This is a genomic window from Hymenobacter duratus (assembly GCF_014698995.1).
In the GTDB taxonomy this organism is placed as follows: domain Bacteria; phylum Bacteroidota; class Bacteroidia; order Cytophagales; family Hymenobacteraceae; genus Hymenobacter; species Hymenobacter duratus.
In genome coordinates, this window is the sequence record NZ_JACWZZ010000004.1 from 237,279 (window position 1) to 250,999 (window position 13,721).

The window sequence follows — 13,721 nt, forward strand, 5'->3', positions numbered from 1 at the left end:
GATTAGGCGACAGATAGGCGGAAAAGGCCGATTATGCAACTGCGCCGCAACCACAAAAAAAGAACCTTCTGCCAGCCTAACGACTCCGGCCCGAACATTTATTGTTCAGCCCAGTGTGCTTGCTCGCAAAAGGTTCTTCGTATGGTATCCCGAGTCCTGTATTCGCTACCCGGTTACCTGCTTATTTCGTGGCTGAATCGTTTTTCTCATACGCACGCCAGTCCAGCTTACCATCCTCTGTTTTGCGCAGGAAATAGGTCTGGTCGTCTTCCTGCCGCTTGCCGAACGTTACATCGGCACGGCAGTCGAGGCAACGCAACGAGGTATACTTAAACTTATCCTGCGCCACACGGGCTGTCAGGTCGAGGTTGTCGGAGCCACAGATGCCGCACTTGGCTACATCCGGAAAGCTCAGCCGCTCATATTCACTCACCACTTCGTGGAGGTTGTTACCGGACACGGTGAAGTGGAACTGGCGACGCCCCAGACGCTTCGAAATCATCATTTGCAACATGGTATTGCGGATTGTGGGAAGTATATCCCTTGAAAAAAGAAAGGAACCCGGCTCGTCCGAATTCCTTTCCAAGGTACTAATAATATTTGCTTTTTCGTGCTAACTCAATTGGGTTTCCCTGTAAAAAACAGACCACGCACCACTTACAGCTTCACGAACCGCACCGTACGGCGCACTTTCTCCCCTGCCGATACGTCGCAGGTGTACACTCCTTTCGCCAGCGGACCGGGCGTAAGCCGCACTTCGTTGGTGCCAGTGGCAGCTAGCGTCTGTTCTGCTACCAGCGCCCCACGGGCATCGTAGAACCGGACGCGCAACGGCTTGCCGTGAAAAGCTTCCGTCAACTGCAGATATAGCTCGTTGTTTCTGACCGGATTGGGATAAATAAACAACTGGCCAGCCGCCACCTTGGGGTCGGCAGCCGAGAGCGGGGCGTTTGGGTTAGCCAGGTTGTAGGCCGTCACGAAATTGGGAATTCCGTAGCCGAGCAGGTTATCGGGTGAGGCAAACTGCGAGCCAGAGCGCTGCAGAAAGCTGATGACCTGCTGCGCGGTGAGCGTAGGGTTAGCCTGCCAGAAACAAGCCACCATACCGGCCAGCACCGGGCAAGCATACGAGGTGCCGCTGCCGCGGGTAGGCACGCCGGCCACATTCACAATAGCTGTCTGGTGGCCCTGGCTGGCCAGATTGGGCTTGATGCGACCGTCGGCGCTGGGACCGATGGAGCTGAAGCCAACCCGGTTGCGGAACGAATCGACAGCGGCTACGGCCAGAATGGAATCAGCGTCGGCGGGCGCCAGGATGCGCTGCCAAGCGCTGTTGCCCTCGTTACCGGCCGAGTTGACGACCACCATTCCCACCCGCGCGGCAATGCTGGCCGCCCGCGTCGAAATAGCCGTGCGGCCGTTCAGGTCGGAGTAGGTGTAGTTGCCGTAGGGCGTATCGAAGCTGCTATAGCCGAGCGAGGAGCTGATGACGTCCACCCCGGCGGAATCGGCCCGTTCGGCGGCCAGCAGCCAGTTTACCTCTTCTATTGGGTTTTCGCCGATGATATTTTCGGTGAGATAGAGCCGGTACGTGGCTTTAGGAGCCGTGCCGATGAACTTGCCAGTTTCGTTGGCGGCCATCGTGGACAGGCAATGCGTGCCGTGGCTGTCGCGGCCATATACGGCCGTGTTGCGCTCCACAAAGTTATAGACGTCGGCCAAGCGGTTCTCATTCCGCATGGAGGCAAACGGCGAGGTCTGATCGACGCCGGGAAATCCATCGTCGAATACGGCAATGTTCATGCCTTCGCCCCGGAAGCCGGCGTTGTGCATGTCCACGGCACCCAGCATTAGGGCCTGGTTGTAGGCAATGCCATAGACTGGGTTGGCCTGGGTGCGCTGCAGTTGCGGTTCTTCAGCATCTTCCGAGCTGCGGGGCCGGGGCGTAGAGGGCGTTACGTTGGCCGTACGGTTCAGCGTAGTGGCGCTGCGCACAAACGGCAGAGCCTGCAGGTTGCGCAACGTGGCCGAGTCGCAGGACACCACGGCGGCATTGAACCAGCGCGACGTGTACCAGACGGTAGCGCCCGGCACGGCCCGCAGCTGCGACACGTAGGCGGGCGTCACGGGCAGGTCGCGGGGCTGCACGGCAATGCTTTGGCGGGTGCGGCGCTGCACGGCCCGCGCCGACAGGAAAGCCTGCGGCTGGCCAACGGTGAACGGCGTGCCGGCTTTGTCGCGGAAATACACCAGATGCTTGCGCACGGAATTGGTCTGGGCCTGCGCGGCAACCGGCGAAGCCAGCGCGGCAGCTACTGCCAGACCACCCAGCAGCGCGGAGTAAGAAAGACGCATGGAAAGTAGAGCTAAATGACGTGCCGGAAGATACGAATTTGGCCCCATACTCCGGTTTGCACGGCTAATAGGTAGAGTACAACTACAGGCCAGGCAAAAAGTAAAAAGCCGTTCCGCACCACGTGCAGAACGGCTTTCCAGCAATTCATATTAGATTCGGACAACGAAGCAGCTGCTTCGCTTATTATTTACCGGATTCGAGCAGTATCTCCGTGCGGGCCGAGCCGCTGTGGATGTAGCTAGGCGACGGGATGCAGTTGCCATCCGCGCAGTAGATGAAGCGGCGGCGGCTGCGGTACACGGGCCCTATGCCCGGCGCATACACCTGCCGGTTGCGGTAGTAGTAATACAGGTTGATGTACTCGCCGCCTTCTTCCGCATCGGTTTCGCGCAGCGCCGTTGTCACCGTTTTCGGATACGTTACGGATTGGCCGGCCGTATTGGTCGTCGTGAACGGCTCCCCCACCTGCTTGAAATGAATGTCGCTCTTTTCAATAGGGTTAAGCTCATTGAAAGCATTCAGGTTCCAGAAATAGCCCGTGCGGACCGGATATACCAGCTCCACGGTGCGGCGGTTGTTGCGCGTCACCAGCACGTTGGCAGCCGAGGGGCTTACGGCCAGCACGCTGTCGGAAAGCCAGGCATCGGCGGGCGTACTGCGTTTAGAGCGCACCACCCGAAAAGCCGTGCGGCCAGCCGCATCAGTATACTGCTCCGTCACCTGCTCCCGGAACTGGTAGCGGGCTATAGTCTTGACGTTGCGCAGCCAGGTAGTATCTGTCACCTCATAGATGCGGAAGTCGCCAACCTGCACCGGATAGTAGCTGGTATCAATCGGCTCTACCTTCTCCACCTCATTTTTGCAGCTGGCCAGCCCCACGGCCAGCAGCGCCGGAACAAGCCAGCGGCGAACAGTGAGAGTAACCGTGGGAACAGGAGTTAATATCGAAGCCATAGCGCAGAAAGGTTGCGGCTTATAACGCAGCCGCAGCTGCCGAAGATACGGGAGTTTCGCCGATGGTATGCCGCTCAATCCAGCCGCCCCCAATGACGTCCTGACCGTCGTAGAATACGGCGGCCTGGCCGGGCGTCACGGCGTGCACGGGTTCCTCGAAGTAGACGTTGATTTTTTCACCGACCTGCTCCAGAAACGCGGCCGCGCCGCCGTTGTGGTTGTAGCGCACTTTCGTGCGGCTCGGTACCAGCCCCATGCCTTCCAGCGACGCGTATTTGCCCATATTGAGCTTGCTCACGGTGGTGCGCGTGCTGGCCAGATCATCGAAATTGCCCAGCACGACTTCGTTGGTATCGGGCCGGATTTCGGTCACGTAGGCCGGGAAGCCCAGCGCCACGCCCAACCCCTTGCGCTGCCCGATGGTGTAGAACGGGTAGCCCTCGTGGGTGCCCAGCACGGTGCCGTCGCGCGTCACGAACTTGCCGCCCGCTACCCGCTCCTCCAGGCCCGGCACCCGGCGCCGCAGAAAGCCCCGGTAGTCGTTGTCGGGAATAAAGCAGATTTCGTAGCTCTCGGGCTTGTTGACCAGCTCCGTGAAGCCGCGGCGGCGGGCCTCGTCGTAGATTTCAGTTTTGCGCATTTGGCCTAGCGGGAACAGCGTGCGGCTCAGGCTTTCCTGGCTCACGCCCCACAGCGCGTAGCTCTGGTCCTTGTTTTCGTCGAGGCCTTTGCTGACCACGTAGCGGCCGTTTTCGTGGCGCACCTGCGCGTAGTGGCCGGTAGCAATAAACTCGCAGCCGAGCTGGTCGGCACGGCGCAGCAGCGCGTCCCACTTGATGTGGGTGTTGCAGAGCACGCACGGATTGGGCGTGCGGCCGGCCAGGTATTCCTCGGTGAAATTGGAGATAACAAAATCGCCGAACTCGTCGCGGATATCAATGATATAGTGCGGAAAACCCAGCTCCACAGCAATCTGGCGGGCATCGTTGATGCTGTCGAGCGAGCAGCAGCCGGTTTCTTTCTTGGAGCCGCCGGCCGAGGCGTAGTCCCAGGTTTTCATGGTCATCCCGACCACTTCGTAGCCCTGTTCGTGCAGGAGCACGGCCGCTACAGATGAATCGATGCCGCCGCTCATGGCGACGAGAACGCGCCCACGGGCGGGCGTCGTTGGGGAAGGTGCAGAGTGCGTCATATAGGAAAGCGCCCGTGGAGTCAAGGTCCGCGGCCACGTGGCAAAGATAACACAGCCGCGCCAGTCGGAGTTTCTTTCTACTGAAAGCCCGCTGCTGGCAACTACGAGCGGGCCGGATTCCGTACTTTTGGGTTCAGATTGCTCCTGCCTGCGCTTTCCGATGCAGGCTGGCACGGGCTCCAACTTTTGTTTGCCATGGCTTTGCTTACATCCGTGCTGGTGCGCGGCATTAATAATCTCTCCGATGCCCGCTACTGCGCCGGCATGGGAGCCGACCGTCTCACCTTCCGCCTCGACCCCGCCCTGCCGGGGCATTTGACGCCGGAAGCCGTGCAGGAAATAAGCGGCTGGGTGTCCGGCGTGGAGCTGGTCGGCGAGTTTGATACTCTGCCCGCAGCGGCCATCAATGACATTGTGCAGCGCTGCGGCCTGCACGGCATCCTGCTGCACCGCCGCCGCACCGCCGAAGAGGTGGCTCTGCTCAGCCGGCCGGCCCTCAAGCTGATTCCGTGGATTGCGGATATGCTCCCCGAAGACGTGGACAGCCGCTTCCGCGCCCAGAAAGACGACGTAGCTGGTTTCGTGCTGGCCCACCCCCCAACGGAAACCCTCTCGACAACGCAGGTTACGCACCTTATCCAGCAGGCCCGCATGTTTTCAATATGGCTCGGCACCGGCTTCGCGGCCAGCACCGGCGGCTCTGTCCGGAACCTGATTGAACTGGTCCGGCCGACGGGCATAGTGCTGGAAGGCGGCGACGAAATCAAGCCCGGCCTGCGGGATTTCTCCGAAATGGAGGCTGTGTTCGAGGAATTGGAAGCTTAACCTGTTGCATCAGGCCATTACCGTTACCAGGCTATAGAGCGGCTCGGCCAGCTCGGTTTGGCCGGTAGCCTGCAGGTAGCCGGCCGCCAGTTGGCGTGGAAGACTTTTCGTGAACAGCCGCCAGGCTACCTCGCCGGCCAGTGTGATGCTCGTGGCAACCGCGCCAGTGTAGTCGGTGCCCAACTCCCAGCCCGCCGCAGTCCGCCGCAGATACCAGGTGCCGCCGCCCGCCCCGCTGATCATAAGCTGAACTACTGTGCCCGCCGCGGCTTCTACGTTGCGGTAGTGGTGCGGCAGCGCCCGCAGGCAGGTGCTTAGAAAAGGATGATACAGCGCTGCGGTGAGCAACGGCGCTTCCTGCCCTACTGCCTGCCGGATCTGCTGCTGATGGTGCCACTTCTCGGTGTATTCGCGGGCTACGTGAAACCAGTTGAGCGACGTTTGCTCGCCGGCCCAGGCTACCGGAAACACGGCCGGCGCGTGCGGCGGCAACGAGCTGATGTACGCGTTGTAGGCGGGCCCGCTCAGTTCCAAGAGCCACGTAATAAGGGTCGGACTGAGGCGCTGCCCGGCCAGTACCCACTCCTGGTTCACCTGATTCAGGTAGCTGACTACATCAGCATAAGCCGGACTAGCCGGGCTGCCAGCCCCAAAATGCCCATCGCGCAGCACCGACAACGTGCGCAGGCTGCCATCAAGCAGATGTAAAGCCACGTCGCGCACGCGCCACTGTGGGGCCAGCGTAGGCCGTTCCCAGTCCGCCGGATCTAAGGCCCGAAGCAACGCCAGCAGGTGCGCATCGAGAATTGGGAATAGAGGCGCAGTAGATAAGACCGGAAGTGGCTGCATAAGACGTAAGCAGAAAGAAGCCGGAAGCAAGGCGAAAATATACGCACTGGCTTCCGGCTTCTCGGTGGCAAGGGTTTTCGGCTAACTCAGCCGAAACTGCACGTATTTGATAGGAACACCCTGCGCGCGGTACTTGCTTTCGAAGTTGGTTTCAATGTCTTCGGCGTGCGGCAGCAGCTCCGGAGTGGCGTAGAGGTCTTTGGTTTGCGCCAGAATCGTGGTGCCGGGCCGCTCGGCCAGCACTTCCAGGGTGTAGTCGAACAGATCGGCGTTGTCGGTTTTGAGGTGCACGAGGCCGCCGGGCCGCAGCAGCTGCCGGTACAGCTCCAGGAAGCGCGGCGAAGTCAGGCGGCGCTTAATGTCCCGGTCACGCGGGCGCGGGTCCGGAAACGTAATCCAGATTTCGTCCAGCTCGTGCGGGGCGAAGTGCTGCAGCAGGTCGTGGGCGCGCATCCGCACAAAGCCCACGTTGGTCAGGCCCAGTGCCTCGGCCCGCTTGCTGCCGCGCCAGATTCTTTCGCCCTTGATGTCGAGGCCCAGGTAATTGCGCTCCGGGTAGCGGGCGGCCAGCCCCACCGTGTACTCGCCTTTGCCGCAGCCGACCTCCAGCGTTATCGGGTGGTCGTTGCGGAAAAACTCCTCGTGCCAGCGGCCGCGCAGCTGCTCATAGTTGGCTTTGCCGGGCTCTACAATGTCATTTCGCTCTGCATTCTCGGCAAAGCGCTTCAGTTTAATTCGACTCACGAAGGGTGAAATGGAAAAGTGAAATGGTGCATGCAGAAAGCAAAGCAGGCTGTCGGCGGGCACCATGCAGTAGTTCTGGAATGTGAGCCGGTCTAGAGGTTCTCTATTTCGGCCACTACAAAGGTACTGCCGCCAATGAACACCACCTCATCCGGGGCAGCGGCGGCCCGGGCCGCCGCCACGGCTTCCGGCACCGGACCATATACCCGGCCCCGCAAACCCGCTGCTGCCGCCTGCTCGGCCAGCTCCGTAGCCGGCAGCGCCCTCGGAATAGACGCCTGGCAGAAATAGTACGTGGCCGATTTGGGCAGCAGCGCCAGCATCTTCGTTACGTCCTTATCGTTGACGACGCCAAGCACAAAGTGCAGATGCCGTTGCGACAGGCGGGCCAACTGCTGCACTACAAACCGGATACCCGCCTCGTTGTGGCCCGTGTCGCAGACGACCAGCGGGCGGAGGCCCAGAATAGTCCAGCGCCCCCGAAAGCCCGTGAGGCGGCGGACGTCGCGCAGCCCTTCGCGCACAGCCTCTTCCGGAAGCACGAAGCCCTGTTGCCGCAGCTCGTCCAAGGTGGCCAGCACACCCGGCAGATTCAGGCGCTGGTAGTCGCCTACCAGACCCAGCGTCACTTCATCCAGCAAGGGGTGGCCATCGACGGTAAACAGGAGTTGCTGAGAGTCTTCATCCGGGGCGGGCATCCTGACCAGCTCCGTGCGGTAGTGCTGATCAGCATACAACAGGCGAGCCCCTTCCGCGGCAGCTTTCTGCTCAAACACCGCCTGTACTTCGGGCTGGGTCTGGCTGATGATGACCGGCACGCCGGGCTTGATGATGCCGGCTTTTTCGGCCGCAATCTGCGGTAGGGTATCGCCGAGCAGGTTCTGGTGGTCGTAGCTGATGTTGGTGATGAGCGACACCAGCGGCCGGATGATGTTGGTTGAATCGAGCCGGCCACCCAGCCCTACTTCTATGATGGCAACATCTACCTTCTCCTCGGCGAAATACGAAAACGCCAGCGCCACGCACATTTCAAAGAACGAGGGCTGCAGCTCGGCAAACAGCGGCTGCCAGCGGGCTACCCACTGCACCAGGTAATCCGGTGTCAGATCCTGCCCGTTCACCTTGATGCGTTCCGTAAATTCCTTCAGGTGCGGTGAAGTATAGAGGCCCGTTTTGTAGCCGGCCGCCTGCAGCACGGCGGCCAGCAGGTTGGAGCTGCTGCCCTTGCCATTGGTGCCCGCCACGTGCACGCAGCGCACCAGCCGCTCCGGATTGCCCATAGCAGCGGCAAGTTTCTCGGTGGTTTGCAGCCCCGGCTTATAGCCGGCCGCCCCTATCCGCTGAAACATGGGCAGCTGGCTGTATAGATAGTCAAGGGTTTCGGCGTAGGTCATGAGCCAGGCAACACAAAATAAGTAGTTCATTCTTGTGCAGACGAGCCTATTCCTACCAGGGTGCCGCACAACAGCACAAAGGTAGCTTTGCGGGCAGACGGTTCGCAAAGCAGCAGCAAAACAAAGCCGCCGGCCGGATTGCTCCGACCGGCGGCCCGGTAACGAAAGAACTGGCGCGGTTTAGCGCACCGTGAATTTGAACGTGTAGAAGCCCGTAGCGCCACCATTGGCCGAGTTAGTACGGCGGAACTCGGCGTTTTCCAGCGCGTCGCGACATGCCTTTTCCTGCGCCGCCGACACGTTGCCGGAAACCTTCGTGACAGCCTCCACTTCGCCGTCGGCATTCACTTTGATTTTGAAGCGGACGAAGCCCGATGTGTTATCGATAGCCGGGGCACTGGGCCGGTTCACAAATGCCCAGCCGCTCATCCCTTCCAGACCACCCGAACCGGGGCTGCTGCCGCTACCACCACTGCCGGGCTGGCCGTACAGGGCCTTCGCGTCGAGCGAGCCATTCGGGTCGCCCTGGTCGCCGACGGAGCCGGGACGGTCGCCGTTGTTGTTGCCGGTGGCCGCGTTGCTGGTGCCGTTTACGCCGTTGCCGCCCCCGCTGGCGCTGCCTTTCGGCGTGTAGAGGGTACGAGGGCGCTCCACGGGTTTAGGTGCTTCTTTCACTTCTTCTTTCGGCGCCGGGGAAGGCTTCTCCACGGGCGGAGCCGTTACCGGGCTTTCCTCGGCCTCACTCGTGACGGTGCGGGCCTCGGCGGCCTGCTGTGGCACGGGCGGAGTTGCCTGGGGCTGAGGGGGCGTCGGTTGTGGATCGGGATTGGATGCCGGCGGGCGGCTGTCCTCGCGGTTTTTGGAATCGTTGGCGGTGGCCAAGCTCTGCACGTCGCCAGAGCCGGCCTCGTCAACGCCGTAGTTCAGCTCCACGCCGTCGCCGCCCAGACTGTCCAGTGGTGGGTCGGGGCCTTTGAAGACGGTAAAAAAGAACACCGCCGCCAAGGCCGCGTGCAGCAGCACGGTGCCCAGCAAGGCTTCTTTCCGGTGTTCTTCGCGGTAGTCCATACCTGGTTAGTTGCTAGTTGTTGGTTACGTGGTGCCAGTTGCTGGGTTGAGGTTGCCAGTAACCAACAACTAGCAATCAACAATTATTAGCCCAAAACTATTTCCCGGCGGCCTGTTGCGCCTGCGTGGCCATCACCATCTTAATCTTGAGGCGGTTGCCGATTTCCAGAATATCCACCAGCTTCTGTACGTTCAGCGAGGCGTCTACGCGCAGCACGGCCGTAGGGCTTTCGGCCCCTTGTACGCGCCGCTGCAGCTCGCCTTCCAGCTGCTGCGCCGTCGTCGGCTGCCGGTCGATGAAATACTGACCAGCCCCATCGACGGATATCGTAATGGGCTGCTTCATCATCTGCTTGCTGCTTTTGGCATTGGGCAGCATCAGCTTGATAATATTGGGGTTCACCATCGTCGAGACAATCAGGAAGAACAGCATCAGGAAAAACATGATGTCGTTCATCGAGCCAGTCTCAACGTGCGAAGAAAGCTTACGACGGCGGCTGAGATTCATTTGAGCGAATGATTGGATGAGTGGATAAGTGAATAGGCAGACACCAGTGGCCGATTAAACGACATTCACTCATCCGCTCATTCAATCATTCACTAATTATCCTGCAGGATGTCCATGAACTCGATGGCCGAGTTTTCCATGCGGAACACGAGGCGCTCTACCATGATGCTGAGCCAGTGGTAGCCGATGTGGGCAATGATACCGACGATAAGACCCGTAGCGGAAGTCACCATTTTCGTGTACAGACCGCCCGAAATCTGGGCAATACCAAAGTCGCCGGTGGCGCTGATGGCATAGAAAATCTTGATTACCCCGATGATGGTACCCACGAAACCAAGCATCGGTGCAATACCGGCAATGATGCCCAGAATGCTGATGTTCTTCTCGAGGCGGGCAATTTCCACCTTGCCTACATTTTCAACGCTGGTTTCAATGTCTTTCAGCGGCAGCCCGATGCGGCGGATGCCTTTCTCAATCATGCGGGCCAGCGGCGTGGCAGTTTGAGCGCAGAGCATTTTGGCACCCTGCAGGTCTCCTTTCACCATCAGGTTGCGGATGCCGGGCATGAACGACTCCGGCACCGAGGCCGCCCGGCGAATGGTGATGTACCGCTCAATGATGATGTAGAGCGAAACGAACGAGAGCAAAAACAGCGGGAGCATGATCCAGCCGCCTTTCACAATCAGGTCAATCAGGGAGAGGTCGGCGGCGGCGGCGTTGGCAGCGGCGTTGGCAGCAGTGGCGGTTGAGTCGGCGGCGGCAGCCCCGGCATCGGGCGTGCTGCCGACTTGCATCTGGAGCAGCAGAGAAAGCAAAAAGGTCATGCTAGTAATTGAGTACCCAGAGAGAAGAACCCATCCGCTTGCGCAGAATGGTAGCCTGACGGTCGGCCGAAGTCCGGTCGGCGTAGTCGGCAACGGAGAGCTTGAACTGGCGGCTGCCGGCCTGCGGCAGAATTACGCGGGCCGGGTGGCCCAACCGAACCAGGGCCTGACGCCCCTTTTCGGCATTGGCCAGGCTGGTATAAGAGCCTGCCACCACGTAGTAACGGCCCGTGCGGCTTTTAATTGTCGCGGTTTCGGCTACCGGAGTTGCATTGGTGGCCCGCGCCTTTTCCCAGCCCGGTGCTTTTGTAGCCGGCTTGGCTGCAGCAGCTTTGGCTTTAGATTTCGCGGCGGCCGGCGTCTGCACATCCACGGAGGCAGCAGCTGGCTTTGCAGCGTCAGCAACCGGCTTTATAGCTACGGTAGGTGCGGCAGCAGGCAACTCAGCAGAACTGCTGGCTGGGCGCTTGGCTACGAAGTTGTCGGCGGGCGTGAGAGCGGCCTGCTGGCGGCTGATAACGGCTTCGGTAGCGGCCTGCGAAGCAGCCGGAGCTTCTGGACGGGTTTCAAACACTGAAAGCTGGGCGGGCAGACGCAGCGAATCGGGCAGGTAGCCCTGCTGATCAGCAAACATGTAGCTGGCCGAGAACATCAGGCCTACAACCACCGCCGTCAGGGCATTATACACGACCCGGGAAGCACGGCGGCGCACTGTCGCCAGCTGCGGAGCGGCGGGCTGCCGCTCACGCGAGTTCAGCGCATCCGTAGCGCGCACCGGGCGCGATACTAGTTCTGGCAGGCCAAAGCTGGCGGAAAGCAGATTGTCGGTACCCGTGTATTCAAACTCAAGACCACGGCCTGCCGAGCGGCGGAAGATGCCAATGCCGCTCAACTCGGTACGCTGGCCGGTTTCCAGTTCCTGCTGCATGCGAGCCACGGCCTCCCGAACCATCTGCCGGGCCTGGGCCGGGCTCAGATTCAGGTGCTGGCTTAACGCATCTACCAGCAGACCGTCGTTGCGGGTCAACGACTGATTGAAGGCTACGCGCTTGGCCGGCGGGGCCAGCGTATGGCGCACCGGATGAATGCGGGCGGGAGCGTAGTCGGCAATCAGGCCGCCAAAATCAGGGATGATGACGCAGTCATGGTCCCGGAGCAACGTGCGGATGTGGTCGGATAGCGGCAAGGTGTAGCGGTCTGGGATGAAAAGCAGAGGTAGTAAAATCGTCTGTCAGCCGCTGCAGACAGCAGGCTGACAGACGATTCGGTATCTCAAGGCGCAGATTTAAAAGTCGTAGGTAACTCCTGCCAAGACGTTGATTCCTTTCACGGGGTAGTTCAGGAACCGCTCGTATTTACGGCCCAGCAGGTTATTGCCTTGAGCAAAGATGCTCAGATTTTCCATAATCCGGTAATCTGCCTTCAGGTTCAGGTCGATGACGGAGTCGGTAGGACGCACAATTTCACGGCCGGGCACGAAGGCCGGATCGAAAGCCCCCGGCTTGTAGCTGGAGCCGTAGCTGGAGCTATACGTGTATAGTTCGGCGCCCAGCAGCAGCTTCTCATATACGTTGTGCGTGGCGAACAGCACCGACTGGAACGCCGGCCGGTGGAACGGCTGAGCCAGCGTTTTCACTTTGTAGCCGTTGTAGTCAGCCTTGAGCCCGATGCGGGTTTTTTCGGCCGCGTTGTAAATAATTTCGCCGTGTACATTGATCAGCTGCGTGGCCTTCTTGTCATAGACGAGGTCGAACTTGGTGGAGTCGCGGCGGGAGTTGTTGTAGAAGTACAGGTTCCGGTCGTTACTCAGCGTCACCTTGGCATTCACCTCCAGCGCGCGGGCTGGGGCCGCGTTGAAGCCGAAGAACACAGTTGGGCCGCGGTGGGTGTCGGCCACGCGCTGGTTGGGCGCCAGCCAGGGGTTTTCGGTGGTCAGGTCGTACATCGTCACGCGCTGCAAACCGCCACCCAAGCCGCCAAACACCACGAATTTGTCCTCGGTGACGGTGTACGCTAAACGTACAGCCGGGTAGATTTTGAATTGCGACACGTCACGGATGGTGTCGCCGGTGTAGCCCAGCGTGGCTCCTACCGACACGGCCAGCCGGTTCAGCGTCAGCTCGTAGGCGGGCGTCACCTGCACGAACGGCCGGCTGTAGCTCAGCGAGTCTTTGAAGGAGATGAACGACAAGTCGCCGTTGACACTCACGCGGCTCGTTTCGCCCAGGGCGTAGCTGGAGCGCAGCTCGGCGTAGATGTTGTTTTCCTTAGCCTCGAACCGGTCGTTCCAGTGCCGGAAACCCAGCGCTACATCGTACTGGAAAGCCGCGTCGGTGGCGCGGTTGCGGGCATATACCTTGGCATCGGCCCGGAAGAAGGTTTGCTTGAGGCTGTCGGCTATGGGCAGCTCGGGGCGGTTGCGGTTGTAGCCGTAGAAGTTGTACCGCTCCCTTCCCACATCCACTTTGGCCCCCAGCGCCGTAGCGCCACTGTAGGTTTCGCCGTGCACGCCCAGGCTGGTGCGACTCTGGCCCGAGTTCTTCTTGTCAATCGGGCCGCTAGCCGAAGACAGATGGTTCAAATCGAAGCCGTAGGAGGCGGAGTTGCTGCGCGTGTTGTGCAGGTGCGCCCGGCCCAGGAACGTGCCGTAGTTGCCGACGCCCGCCTTCAGGTAGTTGCCGGTTTGCGGGGCCAGCTCTTCCTGCCGGATGGTGAGCACCCGCACCGAGGGGTTGAGCAGGTCGGCGGGCAGCTTGAAATCGGGGTAGGTGTAGGGCACCTTGGCCGTGGTTTTGGCCGGCGGGTCAATCTTGATTTTCTCGAAGTTGCGGGCCGCCTCGGGCAGCTGATTGACGCGCTCCTTCACAATCTCAATTTCGGCCTCTTCAATCTTGCCACGAGGCGTGGTGCGCGTGGGTTGGGCCTGTGCCACGGCCGGCACGGCAGCCAGCAGTCCGGCCAGGGCCAGCAGTTTCGACGGATGAAGCGTCATATAGTCAGGGGTGGC

Annotated in this window: 13 protein-coding genes; 1 reads left to right on the top strand and 12 read right to left on the bottom strand. The window is 60.6% G+C overall.

Features of this window, described 5'->3' with window-relative positions; genetic code table 11:
* Positions 1-181: 181 nt before the first annotated feature.
* The 4 genes from IC231_RS17105 to mnmA all read right to left on the bottom strand — a co-directional run bounded on the left by IC231_RS17105 (position 182) and on the right by mnmA (position 4,502).
* Complete coding sequence (locus tag IC231_RS17105; RefSeq protein WP_185889877.1) at positions 182-505, bottom strand: hypothetical protein; 324 nt, start codon at positions 503-505, stop codon at positions 182-184.
* A gap of 152 nt (positions 506-657) precedes the next feature.
* Entirely contained in the window at positions 658-2,355 is a 1,698-nt protein-coding gene (locus tag IC231_RS17110; protein WP_190785707.1) for a S8 family serine peptidase, read from the bottom strand.
* A 184-nt stretch (positions 2,356-2,539) separates the two neighbouring features.
* Entirely contained in the window at positions 2,540-3,310 is a 771-nt protein-coding gene (locus IC231_RS17115; RefSeq protein ID WP_190785708.1) for a hypothetical protein, read from the bottom strand.
* 19 nt (positions 3,311-3,329) lie between these two features.
* Entirely contained in the window at positions 3,330-4,502 is a 1,173-nt protein-coding gene (mnmA, locus tag IC231_RS17120) for a tRNA 2-thiouridine(34) synthase MnmA (protein WP_190785709.1), read from the bottom strand.
* A 195-nt stretch (positions 4,503-4,697) separates the two neighbouring features.
* Between mnmA and IC231_RS17125 the strand changes: the two genes are divergently transcribed.
* A complete protein-coding gene (locus IC231_RS17125) occupies positions 4,698-5,327 on the top strand; it encodes a beta/alpha barrel domain-containing protein (RefSeq protein WP_190785710.1) in 630 nt (209 codons plus the stop codon).
* A gap of 9 nt (positions 5,328-5,336) precedes the next feature.
* On the opposite strand, the gene IC231_RS17130 is transcribed toward IC231_RS17125, so the two are convergent.
* From IC231_RS17130 to IC231_RS17165, 8 genes are all read right to left on the bottom strand, one after another.
* Positions 5,337-6,176: a maleylpyruvate isomerase N-terminal domain-containing protein gene (locus tag IC231_RS17130; RefSeq protein WP_190785711.1), complete on the bottom strand. Its 840-nt coding sequence runs from the start codon at positions 6,174-6,176 to the stop codon at positions 5,337-5,339.
* 81 nt (positions 6,177-6,257) lie between these two features.
* On the bottom strand, positions 6,258-6,920 hold the full coding sequence (trmB, locus tag IC231_RS17135) for a tRNA (guanosine(46)-N7)-methyltransferase TrmB (protein ID WP_190785712.1): 663 nt from the start codon (positions 6,918-6,920) through the stop codon (positions 6,258-6,260).
* Between the two features lie 92 nt (positions 6,921-7,012).
* A complete protein-coding gene (locus IC231_RS17140) occupies positions 7,013-8,344 on the bottom strand; it encodes a bifunctional folylpolyglutamate synthase/dihydrofolate synthase (protein WP_211539154.1) in 1,332 nt (443 codons plus the stop codon).
* A 150-nt stretch (positions 8,345-8,494) separates the two neighbouring features.
* A complete protein-coding gene (locus IC231_RS17145) occupies positions 8,495-9,382 on the bottom strand; it encodes a hypothetical protein (RefSeq protein ID WP_190785713.1) in 888 nt (295 codons plus the stop codon).
* A gap of 97 nt (positions 9,383-9,479) precedes the next feature.
* Entirely contained in the window at positions 9,480-9,890 is a 411-nt protein-coding gene (locus tag IC231_RS17150; protein ID WP_190785714.1) for an ExbD/TolR family protein, read from the bottom strand.
* Positions 9,891-9,982: 92 nt separating this feature from the next.
* On the bottom strand, positions 9,983-10,714 hold the full coding sequence (locus tag IC231_RS17155) for a MotA/TolQ/ExbB proton channel family protein (RefSeq protein ID WP_185886259.1): 732 nt from the start codon (positions 10,712-10,714) through the stop codon (positions 9,983-9,985).
* Position 10,715: 1 nt separating this feature from the next.
* Positions 10,716-11,900 (bottom strand): HU domain-containing protein, encoded by a 1,185-nt coding sequence (locus IC231_RS17160; protein ID WP_190785715.1) that lies wholly within the window; start codon positions 11,898-11,900, stop codon positions 10,716-10,718.
* Positions 11,901-11,999: 99 nt separating this feature from the next.
* Positions 12,000-13,706, bottom strand: a complete 1,707-nt coding sequence (locus IC231_RS17165) for a hypothetical protein (protein ID WP_190785716.1) — start codon at positions 13,704-13,706, stop codon at positions 12,000-12,002.
* Positions 13,707-13,721: the final 15 nt, after the last annotated feature.